Origin of the sequence: Nostoc sp., from assembly GCF_036917655.1 — a bacterium.
GTDB lineage: Bacteria > Cyanobacteriota > Cyanobacteriia > Cyanobacteriales > Nostocaceae > Nostoc.
In genome coordinates this window covers 93,407-111,119 of the sequence record NZ_JBALCY010000063.1, presented here as the reverse complement: position 1 = coordinate 111,119, position 17,713 = coordinate 93,407, and the positions used below count along the sequence as shown (strand labels likewise).

Genomic DNA, 17,713 nt, shown 5'->3' with positions numbered 1-17,713 from the left:
GAAGAATCTGGACAGTCACAACTAATACCTAATCTATTTTGGATATCATCTGGCCGAAATTATAGCGGTTATTGCTTCAAGCGATCGTAGGGAACATTGCTGATTGGTGTCAAATTAAGAGGATAAAGCCTATATTTGTGCTTGTGTAAGCGTCAATCTCTCGATGGCGCTTACATCTTTGTTTAAGCAACCCAGAAGCTTGCAGGGCACGGGCGAAGTAGTCTCTTTAAGATTGCTTGTGCGCTCACCTCAATTCGATTTACCCATATTCCTTATGTCGATAACATCCTCTAACTCTGATACCATTTTCTGTAATTTCCTGCTTGCTAAAAAAATTAGTCGAATAGAAATTAAGTACTTAGATAAGGAAGACTGAAATGGGACTTAACGACGGACTTTTGAACCCGACCAAAAAGGCTATGGTCGTAGATGACTGTTGCAAGATGATAGAAGGACAGCTTGCATCCAAGTCAGGTATGAGCGGCATCGCGTTGAAAACTGCCTTCGCCGCCCTGAAAGGGGTCAAGCCAGGGTATATCCCCTACGTTGTTGAGCAGATACTACCGCAGTGCTTCACGGCACTTGATCCCATCTGGAGTGAAGGCGTAGAGAAAGGCAATCCAATTGAACACCTGAGTGCGAATCGCTCTCAGACGGCAGACGCGCTACTGGGTGTCACCGATGCTAGAGTCAAGAACGCCAAGCGCCAAATCGTGCGAGGAACCTATGAAAAATTTCGCGGTTCAGCCAAAAAGCACGTAGAAGAAGCAGTACCAGACTTAGCGAAAGTAATCCATAATTACACTAAGACTTGAGCCAGAAGGAAAAAATCACAATAAACGTATGCCATCGTTCGAGACGTCGGTGGCATATAGGGCAGATATTATATCGTGTCCCGTTAAAGACTTATTATTAAGACCGCAAGGGGGCAGGAGGAGAAAAAGTTTTCAGGTTTTTGCGGCGCATAGCTCGTTGATGTCAACTTAACGACAAGACTTACTAAAAGTTCCTCGTTCTCAAAGCACTAAACAGCACCCACAAAGTCAGTGTAACTTTTAAAATTTAATTTCCTGATATATTGCAAGTCAGCTTGAAACAGCAAATAATCAGAAACTATGTAAACAACTCCCACCTGCCTAAGGGCTGAGGTGGGAGCTTTCAGAAGCCCTGATCATATCAAACAAGCTTAGTTGCACATACTTTGCAGTACGTACTTCTAACTTACAAGAAATGCCCGAACCACGAGGCTGGTTTACAACAACCCCAATTGCAGAAATAATTAAAGTCAGTGAAGGAGTTACCCCCTCCACTGCTCTCCAAAACGGAACGTGATAGTTTCCCATCATTCCGCTCCTCAGTAAAACGGCTGTTGTCATCAGAACGTCGTTGCCAACATATAGTTTTCCCCGTTAATTTATGGGTTCCACAGGTGGCTTAGGTTTAGCACTATTAATGTGCTAATTTGTTACCGAGACTGCCATCAAGGGCAGTCTTTTTATCATGGCAATGCCGATGGAGTAGTTGCCAATTATCGTATGAGTTCCGTCCACCAATGGATGTAGGAACAAGATGGTCAACTTCAATCGAATCTCCATCTGTGAAGTAGCTACCACAGTGAGCGCATATTCCTTTTTGCTTTTTGAGTAGTGTTGCTACTCTCGTAGACACTTCAGGATGTACACCCATTCTGGAACTCCAATAAATCCAGTCGCCGTCATAGGGGGATGCTTTGCCTTTGACTTTTACAAAGCGCTTTATTTCTGTGGAACTATGTTGTATTAGCTTAAGGGAATTTTTACCTTCCCCAGTTGCGAATACCCAGTTATCGCCTTCTATTGTTTTGAAGTATTTAAGGCGTATCCACCCTCTACCTTTATTTCTATGACGATGACGACCCCATTTAAGAAGCTTCCAGACAGCTAAGTGCCATAGCCTTTTAAAAATTTTCTGGCTAACGACAGTAGAGAAGTAATTGCACCACCCCCGTATAATGGGATTGAGTCTTTTAATCAACATCGCTTGGTCTAATCCACGCGAATTATCTATTACTTCTGCCACTTTTCTATAGTGCCTTTTCTGGCTTTCTTTACTGGGGGTGATAATAGTCTTAAAACCTAATAAACCACCTCTGCTTTTACTCCCTGAGTTGTATTTTCCGACTGGAAATTGTCTAACGTTGAATCCTAAAAAATTGAATCCAGGTTCTTCGACTTTTAATTTGTTCAGGGTATGGGCTAGTCTTGTTTTACTCGGTTTTAGTTCTAACCCGATGTCACTTAACCACTTCTCTATCTCTGTCTTGCACAGTTTTATGACTTCGTAATCCTCATGTAGAACCACAAAATCGTCTGCGTATCTGATACATGAAATCGATTTGATTTTATCTCGCAATCCAAGAGTATGACCGCGACTATCTCTCATATCGAATTTTGGGGCTAATCCCATAATCAGTTCTTCCATTCCATGTAGGGCAATGTTCGCAAGTAGAGGTGAAATCACCCCTCCTTGTGGTGTGCCTTCATTAGTTGGGAACAGACTTTTCCCATCCATAACACCAGCTTTTAACCAAGCTCGAATTTGTCTTCGTAAGGTTGGATAGGTATTTAGTTTTTTGAGAAGTACTTCGTGATTAATACGGTCGAAGCATTTGCTGATATCGGCATCCAACACATATTTGGATTTTGAGTGAATTGAAGTAAATATTGCTCCAACCGCATCGTGACATGAGCGCCCAGGTCTGAACCCGTATGAGTTAGGTTCAAATCGCGCTTCCCACTCTGGTTCTAATACCAGTTTGACAAGTGCTTGCAATGCTCGGTCGAACATTGTCGGTATTCCCAAAGGTCTTTTTTCCTCTGTTCCTGGTTTGGGTATCCAAACTCGGCGCGTAGGTTTGACCTTTGAACCCATTTTAATTTCATTTATCAAGGTCAAACGTTGCTTTGGGGTCAGTGATTTAACTCCGTCCACACCAGCCGTTTTCTTTCCTTGATTATCCTGGGTTACACGACGAACTGATATTGCTATTGCTGACCGTGAACTTATCAACAACTTTTGAAGTTTACGCACTAACTTGACATCACCACGACTAGACGCTTGGTATATCCGCTTTTGCAACTTGAAAACGTTACACTCTAGCTTTCGCCAGTTGATATCTTTCCATTCATACATCGGTTTTAACGCCGTGTTCATGACTTATTCATTGCTACTGGTAGCTATACTTTCCGTCTTACCGTGTGTCTGTGGGCGTATCCTTACCGTTACAGCAAGGCGTTAGCTTCTGACCCAATCTCTCTCACCTGTTACCTGGTTTTAATCCAGAGTTTTCGTCTTAGCTGACTACTCAAAGTATTCGACCTCTTTGAGAGTAATCAAGTGAGTTGCTTCGTTCCTCGTAACCTTTGTTTTGTTCTGTTAGGATGTCACCTTTTCACCGGGTTTTTGGGTAACGTAGGTATGCCGATAAAAATCCTCATACCACCCTTATTTCTTTTCCTATGCCCTTTTGGGACTTCCAGCGCAAACAGCCTTATTTCGCTGGTTCGGCGTAACGATGATTCAGACAGTGACTTAGCATTTGTTATCCATAAGAACTTACTCACGGGACACCACTTTTAGGCTAGTAGCTCTTTCCGCTTTTATCCCCGCTTCACCGATTGAGGGCTAGTCTCTACAGTGGGGGATATGTTTTCACTCCTACGTCTGGAGGGCAGGACTTGACGTTTTCTAGGGTACTGGCGTTTTACCTGCAAGGTTATAAAGTTGTCATCTACAAGGGATTAAAGTGCGAACTCAATCCTTATGGATTACCCTGTAGAAGCCAGTCATCCCCCGATTGCTCGGTTTCGACTGAACGAATCGCACTTCTTAGCGCCATTCAAGTCAGCGTCACCAACCCAACCACAATGACCACAAGCAAACTTTTTACCACTGCGATACGATTCACCCCTAACCGGATGAATATGCAAACAGTTGTGGCAAGTTTGGCTGGTGTATCGTGGGTCTACAAGAACCAGTTTCACGCCAAACTTAATCCCCTTATAAGTCATAAATTCCCGTAACTGATAGAAACTCCAACTATTAGACAGTCGGCGTTCCCGTTTGCTACGTGGCAGATTGTTTGTGTGTTCCCTAATCCCAGTTAAGTCTTCAAGTGCAATACCCTGATTGCTATTCTTGGCAGACTTCACAAGTTGGTAACTAATGACGTGATTTACGTGAGTCTGAAAACGCCTCTCCCTACCCGACAACCGTTGCTGAAGTTGCCGACATCTTCGCCGACTACTTCTTGTGCCTTTCGCAGCCTTATATTGGAGTTGCGCCCTAACTCTGGCGTATTTGTCTCTAACTTTCGTTATCTTTTCACCACTGAATTTGTCTCCGTCCGACGTAACCGCGAGATCGGTTCTCCCCAAGTCAACACCGAGTATTTTATCTGTATCTTCTGGCGTTGGTGGAACCGATTCAAGCTGAATATTAAGGTAATAAGTCCCATCTTTGCGCTTTACCAAAGTTGCTGTTTTTGGGTTTTGTCCTTTCAACAATCCCCTTTGGTAATTGCCAATCGCAAGCCCAAATCGCTCCCTACCACCAATCAACGTGAGGCTAGCTGTCCAGTCTTTCTCACGAAAGCTAAATGTCCTCACATCATAAGTTGCACTAGTAGGAGCAAAGCCAGTTACAGGCTTTCCCTTCTGCTTGGCAGTCTTGCGATTTCCAGATACCCTTCTCACCGCATGAATGGCCATCTGAGAAGACAACCCAAACAACGCCCTGACGCTGTGATAAACCAAAGACTGCATCGCCAACTCATTCATCAAAGTTGGAGGTGCAGTCTTGTTCACATATTCGCAAGCATCAGTGAAAGCCTGCAACGTTGCATCAATTTTGGCAACTTGTTTAAAGCATACTTTGAGCTTGCAGGATACTGTCAGGACTTGCTTCATAATCTTATAATACCTCAATACGTGAGTTGTGTATATGAAGATTATGAAATTGGGAAAACAGTCGCTCACCCATTGCCTTTTTATCCTGCGGACAAATTCGGCAATAGGTAAGACGTGCGTTTACCCGCTATCCCTCCCCGCCCTACTAAGAGTTGAGGGCGGGGACTCCCGCGATCCCGTTGAATTATTGTTTTAATCGGCTTGCAATTTATGAAAAAAGTTACAGTTTATCGATACCGTACTTGTGGACTAGTTGTGTTAATATCCTTAATCGCCGTATTAAGTACACCTACATCTGCCCTAACACAGTTAGCAGGCGATTCCCCAATTGGGCAAACTCCTATCCCTGCTTCTAACTTAATCTGGCCGACTCAAGGGTTTATTTCTCAAGGCTTCCGCAAATATCAACATGAAGGAATTGATATTGCAGGGGCATCTGGGACTCCTATTGTTGCTGCTGCATCGGGTACAGTTGTCAAAGCAGGTTGGGATGATTGGGGATTAGGCAATGCTATAACTATTAAACATCTCGACGGCAGCATCACTGTTTATGGTCACAATCGCCGTTTGTTGGTGAGCAAGGGTCAACAGGTCATTCAAGGTCAAATTATTGCTGAGATGGGATCTACAGGCAATAGTACAGCACCTCATCTGCATTTTGAAGTTCATCCAAATGGTCGAATAGCAGTTGACCCCCTTCATCTTTTGACATCCTTAACTGCAAGTGTTACCTCTGGTTCTAAAGTTCAGCAAGTGGATAACCCGAACCGCCTAGTCTCGACACCCCCAGTAGCAAAGCAACTTTCACCTTCACAGCCAATTCCAATAGGTTTTGCACCTGTTAGCGCTGATACTAAATGCAATGGAGTTACCATCATTGAGGGTGAGACTGCAAGTATTCGTGTAAAAGTCTGTGAAGAAAATGGTCAGTTATTTTATATTGGGCAGTTGAAGCAAGATCCAAGCAAGCCTATAAAAATAACAGCTTTGAATATTGGTAAAGGCAGATATCGAGCAGACAATGGGAGTTTTTATTATTTAGTCAGCCCCGAAAAAGTGGAAGTTTGGCGAAATGGGACTCGGATGCGTTCTGACAGTTTTTATAGTTTAACAAAATCGCCATAAAGTCCCTCGCTAATAGTTGTTCATAACTATCTACATTGCAAGCGATCGCTTGAGTTGATCAATTTGCTAAGTGATTCCATAATTCAATCCGCTTGGGTTAAAGCCAAAAACCAGCGTAGGTTGGGTTGAGGGACGAAACCCAACATTTTCGGGACTTTGTTGAGTTTCACTACGTTCAACCCAACCTACAATTATCCTTAACCCAAGCGTATTGTTCCATAATTATCTGTATGGGGTTAAAAAATGTTGTATTTGTTTCAATCCCTAATAGGGATTTTAGTTGATTGCGATGAGTGCCTAAAGTAGCGCTAGTAAGATCAGCGTCTACGAGTTTCAATCCCTAATAGGGATTTTAGTTGATTGCGATTACTTTGAATTTCAGTATCCCATAGTTTTTTATGAGTTTCAATCCCTAATAGGGATTTTAGTTGATTGCGATGCTTGGTCAGGTATTGAATTGCAAATATAGACTATGTTTCAATCCCTAATAGGGATTTTAGTTGATTGCGATCTTATCCAAAGAATTCCTTAGATATCACCTGATTGTTTCAATCCCTAATAGGGATTTTAGTTGATTGCGATCTGTGAATGGGCTGCCAACTCTCATCTCGTGCCGCCTGATTGTTTCAATCCCTAATAGGGATTTTAGTTGATTGCGATAACGCTTCGCAGAAAGCAGGTGAAGCATTAAAGTTTCAATCCCTAATAGGGATTTTAGTTGATTGCGATTTGAGATAGATTCAGAAACATTGGAATCGATTGGTTTCAATCCCTAATAGAGATTTTAGTTGATTGCGATATGTTAGTCGCTGCAATGGTTACGCGTCCTCAGTGAGTTTCAATCCCTAATAGGGATTTTAGTTGATTGCGATGCTACCAAATAGTATTTTACCGGCCCTAGATCCTGGAGTTTCAATCCCTAATAGGGATTTTAGTTGATTGCGATTCTAAATCAAACAATGTAGGTTGGTTCATAATCAGTTTCAATCCCTAATAGGGATTTTAGTTGATTGCGATAACTCGATCCGCCTTCCCTAAGCTTTCCCATCTCCGTTTCAATCCCTAATAGGGATTTTAGTTGATTGCGATATAGCGGCGGCGGCTAACCACGTTTTAGCGATCGCTCGTTTCAATCCCTAATAGGGATTTTAGTTGATTGCGATGCAAATAAATAACTATTCTCATCCCACCAAGTAGGGTTTCAATCCCTAATAGGGATTTTAGTTGATTGCGATTTTGTGTCGTAAATCTTTGTGGCAGTGGGTTTTGTTTCAATCCCTAATAGGGATTTTAGTTGATTGCGATTTTGTCTTTACCGTTCTGATGCTAGTATAGCGTAAAGTTTCAATCCCTAATAGGGATTTTAGTTGATTGCGATTGCAATCAGGCAGTCGGTGGTACGTATCAAGTTGTTGTTTCAATCCCTAATAGGGATTTTAGTTGATTGCGATTAAGCGCCTATCGGATTTCACGATATAATTCTCAGTTTCAATCCCTAATAGGGATTTTAGTTGATTGCGATTGATTGCGATAGTACAGTACCTCCCCCTACTCCGTAAGGTATTGCGGTTTCAATCCCTAATAGGGATTTTAGTTGATTGCGATGTAAAAGCATTAGGGGAGTCGGGGATGATCAAGGTTTCAATCCCTAATAGGGATTTTAGTTGATTGCGATAAAACAATGAACACCAATACATTACGCATCATCCGTTTCAATCCCTAATAGGGATTTTAGTTGATTGCGATTTGTCAGAAATAGCTAAATATTTGAGTATTCAAAGTTTCAATCCCTAATAGGGATTTTAGTTGATTGCGATTTCAAAAAGTTCGCGTTGATCTCGAAATTACTAAAGTTTCAATCCCTAATAGGGATTTTAGTTGATTGCGATCGCAGGCGTCTGAAAGCCCCGTTTTATTTGGTTTTCAAGGTTCAATAGCGCGAATACGAAAATCATAACATGAGGAGTGGCAATTGTGATAAACGAAAATAGCTGAAAGCCAGTCCAAATAAGGTGCGCGGATGGTTTAAAGATTCTACAGCCGTCAAGTCCTTGCATACACGGCAATTCAGCCATTTTTGTAGTCACCTCTTCACCAACACCTACCCATTCGCGCACTTGGCAAAAAAACTAGTCTGATTGCAAAGCCATTCATTATCCATGAGCTTAGTACAGACTTTCTTTCATTCCTAGCGAAAACAATTGCCACCTATCAAACCTCGGCGTTTTCCTTAGCGTCCCTCTGCGTTTCACCTTTAACCCTCAATTGCCATGATTATTACCCCAAACTGTATCTAGCTCACCTGCAAGCGATGTTTGGGTTGGGCTACGCCTATGCACTTTGTAGTTATGATTCTATCGTTATAAAACTTAAAATTTTTCCTTAGTAGCTAACATCTGTAAAATCTTTTCTACATGCTCCAACTCTCCAACGATTCGCCGAATTGGGTGAGGCCAAACCTTGACAAGGGTAGGAGTTGCAGAAACCTGATTGAGTTCTGCTTGTTCTGGATGAGTTAAAACATCAATCACCTTCAGAGTATAAGGGTGTCCGAGCGATCGCTCTAATAATTCGTGTAAATTTTGCAGAATGCGTTCGGTGGTACTGCTATGTCCTGCTACAAACAAGCGGAGAACATAGCCTTGTGTGATTACTTCCTTTTTTTGTACTATTACTGGTTGGTGGTATTTTGGCACAGGTTCAGAAAGGTCTAGACGGACAATTAAATCGTGATCCTCCCAAAGCTGCCCAAATGAGGAACGATAAGTTGTTAACACCATGCGATCGCACAATCCCTCCTGCCAGGGAGCTGCTTGCCATACTAACTCCCCTGTGCCAAAAATCGCATTAAGCAAAGCTTGATGTCTAATTACAGCCGGATAAGCTTCAGCAAAAGTTCGCACTTGTTGAGTGCGCGGATCTAACCAGTGGTCAAGAGTTGCAGTATAACAAGGCACTAAAAAGTGCGGTGGCTCTGGTAAATCTAGGATTTCTTGCAAAGCCGAGCACAAATGCAAGTGCCATCGGCCTTGCTTGCTAGGGTCGATGCAGTAAATTAAATCTCCTCCAGGTGTAAATAGCGCAATGCCTTTAAACAGCTGGGGTGTAGATAGTTTATTTGTCGTCAAGTTATTCACAGAGGCTAGGAAGCTAAAAGTAAAAAATTCTCTCTTTTACCTTTTACCTTAGCTATAACCGCAACCAGGATCAGCTAGAAAATTGGGAACCCATGAAAAATCCCGTAAATCTCATTCCCAATCGGAGACTGGAAACGAGACAAATCCCCAGTCCCCAATCCCCAATCCCCAGTCCCCAATCCCCAGTCCCCAGTCCCTCATCTCCCCAATCTTAAACTCGACCTCGGAGAAATTGCGCCATTTCGTTAGGAGTTGGTGACATTTCCAAAGCAGTTTCTTCAGTGATGCGACCATCTTGATAGAGATTGAGCAACGACTGATTCATCGTAATCATGCCGTCAAAGCCAGCTTGTTTCATCAACTCGCCAATTTCATCATACTTACCGTCTTTGATCCATTCTTTAATAGCCTCAGTGTTAATCAAGACATCATGGAAAGCAGCCCGCTTCCCGTCAGTTGTGCGACACAAACCTTGAGCAATTACTGACACTAAAGACTCAGAAATTGCCACCCGCATTGCATCCTGTTCGTCACCAGAGAAGAGATTGAGAATCCGCTCAATGGTTTTGACAGCGCTATTGGTGTGCAGGGTTCCCATGACCAAGTGACCAGTCTGAGCGGCTTTTAGGGCGGTGTTAACTGTTTCCTTATCCCGCATTTCCCCCACCAGAATCAAATCTGGGTCTTCCCGTAAAGCTGCTTTCAAAGCGTTGTCAAATTTCCGGGTATGCATTCCTACTTCCCGCTGTTTGACTAAAGACTTGCGGCTTTGATGAACAAATTCTATGGGGTCTTCAATGGTGATGATATGCTTGGCCATCTCCTTATTGATGTAGTCAACCATCGCTGCCATTGTGGTGGACTTACCTGAACCAGTGGGCCCAGTCACTAAAATTAAACCTTTGTGATAATGACAAATATCTCGAAAAATTGGCGGTAAATTCAACTGTTCCATAGTTAAGATTTTCAGTGGAATCAACCGCAACACCATTGCAGGCCCTTTAAGAGAACCAAAAACATTAATCCGCACGCGAGCAAAGTCATACTGAGTTGCTCCGTCAAATTCTAAGCTTTCTTCAAAGCGCTGAATTTCCGCCTCACTCATCACTTCCCGCAACCAATTCATGAAAATTTCTTTATCTGTTTCTGGATAATCGGTTGATTGAATTTCTCCTCGGCTGCGGAAGCGGGGTACTTCACCTACACCCAAGTGCAAGTCAGAATATCCCTGATCGTAAGCTAGCCTGATTAACTGCGCTAGAGTGATTTGCGGAGTGCTGTTTTGAGGGCGAACTGAACTAGGTATTGGCGGTGGACTACCCGGACGATGCCCTGCAACAGGCGCTTTAGTGCTCCTATCCATTGACATATCTAATGTTTGTGTCATTTGCCGCTGCGTACTAAACGTTGGCGGTGGTGGCGGCATTGGTGGCAGGTTACGTTCGGTAGCAGAGTTAGAATTTAATGGAGAGTGTGATTCTGTCATATATCTTCACATTTGGCAGTTAAAAAGTTGAATTAACGAGAACTCAAGTCACTTGCTTCGATGACTTTTGGAGAATGCTTGCGTACAAGCCCTAGCGGTGATGGGAGGCGATTGAAACTCTAGAACCACGGTCAATCCATTTCATCCACCTCAATTTGTATCTTTTTTTCCTGAGATTCCACTCTTCAGAATATTTAGATAAATTATTTAACCTATCTAACCTGGTTTAACACACGCAAGGACTCAAAACACCTCAGCAAAAACACATAGAAGCTTTTGCAGTTTATGATACTTTGCATTAAACATAAATATTCTCAGCCCCTAGATGAGAAATTTATCCCACGCATGAACACGAATTGCCAGCAATTAACTGCACAAACACTAGTAGATCATTTATTCAGCCCATCTATGAATTATGAGAACCGCTAGGAATTTTTATAAGAAATGTTAAGTTGAATAGGAGCAATATCCTGGGGATCAAAGTTAAAAGCTCATACCTTTTAGGTGATATACCTCAAGATAGATGCAGGTAACAAGTTTTTTTAATAGATAGAAAATGGACTTTGCATCCATAATTATAAAAAATTAACTGTAAACTTTAGTAAACAAATGCTCATTTTCCCGATTAGTTTTTATATACTGAAATTTCACTGAGAAACAAATCAGTTTACTCGCGAAAAGCGAGATATGACTGAAATTAAAATTTACTGTTGTATTTTTGGGAGGAAAAGTCATGGTTTCTGCTCAAAGCTCTAATCTAGGAAAGACCTACTCCTTGTTGATGATTAAAAGCTTTTTAATATGGACTTTTACATTGGCAGTATGTTTGTTGGTTGTGGGTTTTCCACTAGTTGTCTTGATGGCTACGGTCGGATGTCTGTTGTCGATTATCTTACAATCTGTGATGCCTGTTAGTGCTGTTTTGCTTGTAGCAGGCGCTTTAATCATGTTTAATGTCATGGCAGTTGTATTGGCTGCGGGTGTGCTAACTCTTAAAGGAGTTCATCCCAATGAAATCAAATGGTTAAGCTGGCTGCATGGCGAGGCAGACCAAATGCAGAGTACTGTTTATGCTGCTTGCCCTTTAACTTGTGAGATTAAAATCTAGTCATTACAGGTGAATTAGACAAACAGTGCGTCTGCCCGGTTAAGCCGGGTTTTTTCATGCTCTTTGTGATTTGAACTTGTGAGATCAAGATGTAGTCATTACAGTTGAATTCGATAAACATTGCATTTGCCCGGTTAAGCTGGGTTTTTTCATATCTTGTGTGATTTATCCATTTATATTTATGGTTTGTGTGATGATTGACCGCCAACTATTGACTATTGACCATAGACCATTGACTATAACCATTGGCAAATGACAGATGACTAATGACAAATGACTAATCAAAAACGGGTTTGCATTATCTTGGGTACTCGTCCCGAAGCGATTAAACTAGCTCCTGTGATTCAGGTTTTTCAAAAGTCTTCAAGTTTTGAGTCGCAAGTAATTCTAACTGGACAGCATCGGGAGATGGTTGAGCAAGTTATGCAGCTGTTCAACATCAAGGCAGATTATGACTTGGAAATTATGCAGGTTCAGCAATCTCTAAATGATATTACCTGCCGTAGTTTACAAGGGTTAGAAGCGTTATTCAAGGAGAAAAAGCCAGATTTAGTGGTGGTGCAGGGAGACACTACCACGGCTTTTGCCGCAGCTTTGGCAGCTTTTTATCAAAAAATCCCTGTTGGTCATGTAGAAGCAGGGTTAAGAACTGATGATATCTTCAATCCTTACCCAGAAGAAGCTAATCGGCGGTTGATTTCTCAAATTACTCAGTTGCACTTTGCGCCGACTCCTTGGGCTGTGGAAAATTTGCACCGTTCTGGTGTTTTGGGTGAGATTCACATGACGGGTAACACGGTAATTGATGCGCTGTTGAATGTAGCTGCAACCCAAACAGTTTGTAATGTACCAGGCTTAGACTGGGATTCATATCGCGTTCTGCTAGCAACAGTTCATCGTCGGGAGAATTGGGGAGAACCTCTGTTAGCGATCGCTCAGGGCTTTTTACAAATTTTAGACAAGTTTCCTGATACAGCTTTGCTATTACCATTGCACCGCAATCCGACAGTGCGAGTCCCATTGCAGCAACTTTTAGGAAATCATCCCCGAATTTTCTTGACAGATCCTCTAGATTATGGCGAATTGGTGGGAGCAATTGGGCGATCGCATCTTTTGCTCACTGACTCTGGTGGCTTGCAAGAAGAAGCCCCCAGTTTGGGAAAACCAGTCCTGGTTTTGAGAGATACCACCGAAAGACCGGAGGCTGTTGCAGCTGGTACAGCTAAACTTGTAGGCACTACGAGTGAGAACATTTTTGCAAATGCTACTGAGTTACTCAGTGATCCAGATGCTTATGAAGCAATGGCAAATGCAATTAATCCCTTTGGGGATGGTCATGCAGCAGAGCGCATCTTGCAGATTGTGCAAAATTACTTGGGTCTTTCATCAGAAACATCAACTTAAAAACTTAGATTAAACAAAATGCAAAATTTCTGTTTTTTAGGGTGCATAAAACTGGCTTTTCTCATTTGCATTCAACACAGTTTCAATGTTGTGGGGTGGGCATCTTGCCCGCCTTAAGATGGGCAAGACGCTCCGTTTGCGCAGCGTCTTTGATAGGATAAGTATTAATCTAAGACTTACCTTACCTTAGATTTCTCTCCATCCCAAAAGAAAACAGGTACAACTTGGAAAAGAGATTTTCAAAGGGTGGCTTTTGGCTAAATACCCAGAGCTGCTCTAGTTTCGGGCCCCACCACGCCATCTACAAGTATACCTTTACTTGCCTGAAAGCTTCGGACTTGATTAACAGTTTCTTGACCATAAATTCCATCAACTCTGAGATTACCTAAAGCTGTCTGAACATCTCTGACAAGCAGACCTCTAGAACCAGGGGTAAGAATCACCGAACCGCCAACACCACCAGGACTAGTTGTAGGAAGACTGTTAGGTTTATCACCAACCCATCGGGCAAAAACGTATCTACCCGTAGAAAGCCGAGCAAAACCGTTTTCATACCTTTCAATCGCTGGAAGTGTTGCGCCATTTGATACACAGTCCACATAAGAGTAGCTGCTGCTTGGCCCTGTACGGATACGCAAACAACTACCGTTAGTCTTTACATATGCAGCCGAACTCATTTGAATTTGGGCAGCAGCAATAAGTAATACACCAACACCAGCTAAAGCTAACCAAGCCGAAGATTTAAGAAGTTTTTTCCAATTGAATTTAGATTTGCTGATTCCAGATGCCTCTTCCTTAGTAATAACTATGTCGGAGGATTTAAGAGGTTTTCTGCCATTTAATTGAGATTTAGACGGATTATATTTGGTGTTTCCAGATGCCTCTTCTTGAGCAATAAACATGTGGGAATAAGCAAGATATTCCATAATGCGCTCCTTTATGTGAAAAAATGAGTCCTTACAGAGAATTACTTGGTTTTTCTCTGTATTTATTCTTAGTATATTTTATATCATTGTGCTTTAAAAAGGTTTTTACTGGTAGCGAAATTAAGAAAACGTGAGTTCGACGAACCTCTCCCACCTAGCCTGCATCTCCCCGTCAGAGCTATCTATTAGTCACATCTTTCTTAAGATTTATACAAATTAGGTTTGGAGAGGGGTCAGATCAAAGCCATCGAATTCACGCTTCTTTACAATAGTTTGGTTTTATTATGCCAACTTACTTAAACTAAAATCCTAATTTTTCCAACACTGGCTTTGTGGAAACAACGTGGCGTTCTAAACCCAGTTCTTTTGGACTAACCCCAAGTGCCAAAGCAATTAACTGAGGTAAATGCAACACTGGTAAACCTAGCTTCTGTTCAATCACCTTTTCTACCTCTGGCTGACGCGAATCTAAATTTAAGTGGCACAGAGGACAAGGCGTAACTATACAGTCAGCACCAGATGTCAAAGCGTCCTGAATATGCATCCCCGCCATCTTGAAAGATTGGGTAGTGGCATAGCTAGAAAGCGGCCAACCACAACATTGCGTCCGACCTCGGTAATAAATTGGTGTTGCACCCACCGCTCGAAACATATTTTCCATCGCTTCCGGTTGGAAGGGGTCATCATAGGGCATAGATTTTTGGGCGCGGAGGAGATAACAGCCATAAAAAGCCGCACATTTTAGTCCAGTTAACTTCCTGGTGACACGTTTGGTAATTTCCTCTAAACCGTAATCTGTTACCAAGGCGTAGAGAAGATGTTTAACGTCGGTACTGCCGCGATAAGGCGAACAGCCTTCTTTATGCAGCAAGCCATTAACCTGTTCAATGTAGGCAGGGTTAGAAGTCTGGCATTCTTTCAGGTGTTCGTTGACGTGACCGATAACACCTTGACAAGTGCTGCAATGGGTAAGTAAGGGCAGATTTAATTCTTCTGCTAAAGAAATATTTCTGGCGTTGACTGTATCTTCAAGCAGTTGGGAATCTTCTTTAAATGTGCCAGAACCGCAGCAAGCAGCTTTTTTAAGTTCAACCAGTTCAATGCCCAGTGCTTGGGTAAGCGCTTGAGTTGACTGGTAAAGTTCCCGACAGGCCCCTTGGGCAACACAACCGGGGAAGTAAGCGTATTTGAGTGTCTGAGATAGCATAGAAGTATGTTTGGGTTAGAGCGATCGCTCTAAACAATAACTGTTTTATCATCCCTTGTTAGCACCGAAGTTCTGATGTTTGACGTTGGGCGACCCTTTAACCATCTAGATTAAAGGGTCGCAGCATCTACATATTCTTATTGCTAGCAAGGCTTTAAATACTGAACGAGACATTGTAAAAAATTTTAGCAATAATTGGAAAACCGAAGCATTTACACGGTATCGGCGATGGCGTAGCCCGCTCCACTGCCCAAGTGTTAAGAGAAAACTTAGCCATTCTTTTTAGAAGAAAGGTTTCTAACAGAAAAACCCTTGGCAGTATGCGGGCGATCGCGCTTGACGATAAGATGTATATGCTCAAAACAATGTCTCCTCTAAAGAGCAGATCCTCGCAACTGGTTAAGGACTTTTATTATTTATGAGCCAAACGGAACTTTTTGAAAAGGTCAAGAATATCGTCGCCGAACAACTGAGTGTTGACGACAAGAGCAAAATCACACCCCAGTCCAAGTTTATGGACGATCTGGGGGCAGATTCCTTGGATACCGTTGAACTGGTGATGGCCTTGGAAGAAGAATTTGATATCGAAATTCCCGACGAAGCTGCCGAGCAGATTATATCGGTTCAAGACGCAGTAGATTACATCAATAACAAAGTTACCGCATCAGCTTAACTGGGGATTGGGGATTGGGGATTGGGGATTGGGGATTGGGGAGATTTTTCTTCAGCACCTAGTCACACGAAGGGTGACGTTAGGAACGTCGCTAACGCTGACACTAACGCCAGTCTCTCATAAAGGAAATCTTTAAGACCCTTCGGGTGACGCTCCTGCTGCGCTGGCTCACCAGTACCTACTCGCTAACCCCGAATTTTTTGTATGCAGCTTTTTCGCCATTTTTAACTGAATCATGACAGATCATACACGTAAACGCGTTGTTGTAACTGGTGTTGGCGCGATTACACCTATAGGTAACACAGCAACAGAATATTGGGATGGATTATTGAGTGGACGCAATGGTATAGACTACATCACATTATTTGATGCATCTCACCATGATTGCCGCATTGCTGGTGAAGTGAAAAACTTCGATCCACATGATTACTTGGAGCGCAAAGAGGCCAAGCGCATGGATCGATTTGCCCAATTTGGGGTTGCGACAGCAAAACAGGCTCTATCTAACGCGCAGTTAGTGATCAATGACCTGAATGCAGAACAGGTAGGTGTCATGATCGGTTCTGGCGTTGGTGGCATAAAGGTATTAGAAGACCAGCAAACTATTTACCTCAACCGTGGCCCCGATCGCTGTAGTCCATTCATGATCCCGATGATGATTGCCAATATGGCAGCAGGATTAACGGCAATTCACACGGGTGCTAAAGGGCCAAACTCCTGTCCTGTAACTGCCTGCGCTGCTGGCTCCAACGCCATCGGAGATGCTTTTCGCTTAATTCAAGGAGGATACGCCCAGGCGATGATTTGCGGGGGAACGGAGTCAGCTGTCACACCATTGTCGATCGCAGGGTTTGCCGCCTGCAAGGCACTCTCTTTTCGCAATGATGACCCATATACAGCTTGCCGTCCATTTGACCGCGATCGCAACGGATTTGTTTTGGGTGAAGGTTCAGGAATTTTAATTCTAGAAGAACTGCAACACGCAATCAGTCGCGGCGCTCACATTTATGCCGAAATGATCGGCTATGGGATGACCTGTGACGCCTACCATATCACCTCCCCTGTACCTGGTGGACTCGGAGCCGCTAGAGCGATAGAGCTAGCGCTCAAAGATGCCAGCATAACTCCCGAACAGATCAGCTACATTAATGCCCACGGCACTAGCACCCCAGCTAATGATTCAACTGAAACCTCAGCAATCAAAAAAGCCTTGGGAGAATATGCCTATAAGGTGGCAATTAGCTCCACCAAATCGATGACGGGTCATTTATTGGGCGGTTCTGGAGGTATTGAAGCAGTAGCAACAGTACTAGCGATCGCTAATGACCAAATTCCACCGACAATCAATCTGGAAAATCCCGATCCAGAGTGTGACTTAGATTACGTGCCTAACTCTAGCCGCGCTCAAAAAGTCGAGGTGGCAATATCCAATTCTTTTGGGTTTGGCGGTCATAATGTCACACTAGCCTTTAAGAAATACGTCTAAGAGAATTCAGGAGTCAAAATTTAGAATTCAGAATTTAGAATTCAGAAGTTTTATCCTCCTCTGCCCAATGCCCAACGAAAGTATCAGAAATATCATTCCGATATAAACTAAGCGTTCAGCATGACCCAATTATCAGCTTGATTTATCACCATAAACTCAGGAGATCCCGCTTGTCCATCGACAAGCGGGAATGGGATGATGAGGATACTGTGGGG

Annotated in this window: 12 protein-coding genes and 1 CRISPR repeat array; of the genes, 6 read left to right on the top strand and 6 right to left on the bottom strand. The window is 42.8% G+C overall.

Annotation, left to right across the window (positions count from 1 at the left end):
- The first annotated feature begins 377 nt into the window (after positions 1-377).
- Complete coding sequence (locus tag V7K30_RS21735) at positions 378-815, top strand: DUF6918 family protein (RefSeq protein ID WP_335002779.1); 438 nt, start codon at positions 378-380, stop codon at positions 813-815.
- 634 nt (positions 816-1,449) lie between these two features.
- On the opposite strand, the gene ltrA is transcribed toward V7K30_RS21735, so the two are convergent.
- Both ltrA and V7K30_RS21725 read right to left on the bottom strand, forming a co-directional pair.
- Positions 1,450-3,192 (bottom strand): group II intron reverse transcriptase/maturase, encoded by a 1,743-nt coding sequence (gene ltrA, locus V7K30_RS21730; RefSeq protein WP_335002778.1) that lies wholly within the window; start codon positions 3,190-3,192, stop codon positions 1,450-1,452.
- A gap of 632 nt (positions 3,193-3,824) precedes the next feature.
- Positions 3,825-4,946 (bottom strand): RNA-guided endonuclease InsQ/TnpB family protein, encoded by a 1,122-nt coding sequence (locus V7K30_RS21725; RefSeq protein WP_335002776.1) that lies wholly within the window; start codon positions 4,944-4,946, stop codon positions 3,825-3,827.
- A gap of 210 nt (positions 4,947-5,156) precedes the next feature.
- Here V7K30_RS21725 and V7K30_RS21720 point away from each other — a divergent pair, with 210 nt between their 5' ends.
- Positions 5,157-6,071, top strand: coding sequence for a M23 family metallopeptidase (locus tag V7K30_RS21720; protein WP_335002774.1), 915 nt, complete (start codon positions 5,157-5,159; stop codon positions 6,069-6,071).
- A 254-nt stretch (positions 6,072-6,325) separates the two neighbouring features.
- Positions 6,326-7,960: a CRISPR direct-repeat array (repeat unit 37 nt; unit sequence GTTTCAATCCCTAATAGGGATTTTAGTTGATTGCGAT).
- 480 nt (positions 7,961-8,440) lie between these two features.
- On the opposite strand, the gene V7K30_RS21715 is transcribed toward V7K30_RS21720, so the two are convergent.
- Both V7K30_RS21715 and V7K30_RS21710 read right to left on the bottom strand, forming a co-directional pair.
- Positions 8,441-9,208, bottom strand: a complete 768-nt coding sequence (locus V7K30_RS21715; RefSeq protein WP_335002772.1) for a circadian clock KaiB family protein — start codon at positions 9,206-9,208, stop codon at positions 8,441-8,443.
- A 211-nt stretch (positions 9,209-9,419) separates the two neighbouring features.
- Positions 9,420-10,694, bottom strand: coding sequence for a type IV pilus twitching motility protein PilT (locus V7K30_RS21710; protein ID WP_335002770.1), 1,275 nt, complete (start codon positions 10,692-10,694; stop codon positions 9,420-9,422).
- 733 nt (positions 10,695-11,427) lie between these two features.
- Between V7K30_RS21710 and V7K30_RS21705 the strand changes: the two genes are divergently transcribed.
- Complete coding sequence (locus V7K30_RS21705; RefSeq protein WP_335002769.1) at positions 11,428-11,802, top strand: hypothetical protein; 375 nt, start codon at positions 11,428-11,430, stop codon at positions 11,800-11,802.
- Between the two features lie 273 nt (positions 11,803-12,075).
- Positions 12,076-13,206, top strand: coding sequence for a non-hydrolyzing UDP-N-acetylglucosamine 2-epimerase (gene wecB, locus V7K30_RS21700; protein ID WP_335002767.1), 1,131 nt, complete (start codon positions 12,076-12,078; stop codon positions 13,204-13,206).
- A gap of 257 nt (positions 13,207-13,463) precedes the next feature.
- On the opposite strand, the gene V7K30_RS21695 is transcribed toward wecB, so the two are convergent.
- A complete protein-coding gene (locus tag V7K30_RS21695) occupies positions 13,464-14,132 on the bottom strand; it encodes a peptidoglycan-binding domain-containing protein (protein ID WP_335002765.1) in 669 nt (222 codons plus the stop codon).
- Between the two features lie 301 nt (positions 14,133-14,433).
- Positions 14,434-15,339 carry a CoB--CoM heterodisulfide reductase iron-sulfur subunit B family protein gene (locus tag V7K30_RS21690; protein ID WP_335002763.1) on the bottom strand — a complete coding sequence of 302 codons (906 nt, stop codon included), beginning with the start codon at positions 15,337-15,339 and terminating at the stop codon, positions 14,434-14,436.
- 418 nt (positions 15,340-15,757) lie between these two features.
- Between V7K30_RS21690 and acpP the strand changes: the two genes are divergently transcribed.
- Positions 15,758-16,012: an acyl carrier protein gene (acpP, locus tag V7K30_RS21685; RefSeq protein ID WP_335002761.1), complete on the top strand. Its 255-nt coding sequence runs from the start codon at positions 15,758-15,760 to the stop codon at positions 16,010-16,012.
- Between the two features lie 235 nt (positions 16,013-16,247).
- Positions 16,248-17,498: a beta-ketoacyl-ACP synthase II gene (gene fabF / locus V7K30_RS21680; RefSeq protein ID WP_335002759.1), complete on the top strand. Its 1,251-nt coding sequence runs from the start codon at positions 16,248-16,250 to the stop codon at positions 17,496-17,498.
- Positions 17,499-17,713: the final 215 nt, after the last annotated feature.

What these genes read in the sequence shown, in the direction of transcription:
- wecB (WP_335002767.1), top strand. Translation starts at nt 12,076, where the DNA reads ATGACTAATCAAAAACGGGTTTGCATTATCTTGGGTACTCGTCCCGAA.
- V7K30_RS21710 (WP_335002770.1), bottom strand. Translation starts at nt 10,694, where the DNA reads ATGACAGAATCACACTCTCCATTAAATTCTAACTCTGCTACCGAACGT.
- V7K30_RS21725 (WP_335002776.1), bottom strand. Translation starts at nt 4,946, where the DNA reads ATGAAGCAAGTCCTGACAGTATCCTGCAAGCTCAAAGTATGCTTTAAA.
- V7K30_RS21690 (WP_335002763.1), bottom strand. Translation starts at nt 15,339, where the DNA reads ATGCTATCTCAGACACTCAAATACGCTTACTTCCCCGGTTGTGTTGCC.
- fabF (WP_335002759.1), top strand. Translation starts at nt 16,248, where the DNA reads ATGACAGATCATACACGTAAACGCGTTGTTGTAACTGGTGTTGGCGCG.
- V7K30_RS21735 (WP_335002779.1), top strand. Translation starts at nt 378, where the DNA reads ATGGGACTTAACGACGGACTTTTGAACCCGACCAAAAAGGCTATGGTC.
- V7K30_RS21695 (WP_335002765.1), bottom strand. Translation starts at nt 14,132, where the DNA reads ATGGAATATCTTGCTTATTCCCACATGTTTATTGCTCAAGAAGAGGCA.
- V7K30_RS21705 (WP_335002769.1), top strand. Translation starts at nt 11,428, where the DNA reads ATGGTTTCTGCTCAAAGCTCTAATCTAGGAAAGACCTACTCCTTGTTG.
- V7K30_RS21720 (WP_335002774.1), top strand. Translation starts at nt 5,157, where the DNA reads ATGAAAAAAGTTACAGTTTATCGATACCGTACTTGTGGACTAGTTGTG.
- ltrA (WP_335002778.1), bottom strand. Translation starts at nt 3,192, where the DNA reads ATGAACACGGCGTTAAAACCGATGTATGAATGGAAAGATATCAACTGG.
- acpP (WP_335002761.1), top strand. Translation starts at nt 15,758, where the DNA reads ATGAGCCAAACGGAACTTTTTGAAAAGGTCAAGAATATCGTCGCCGAA.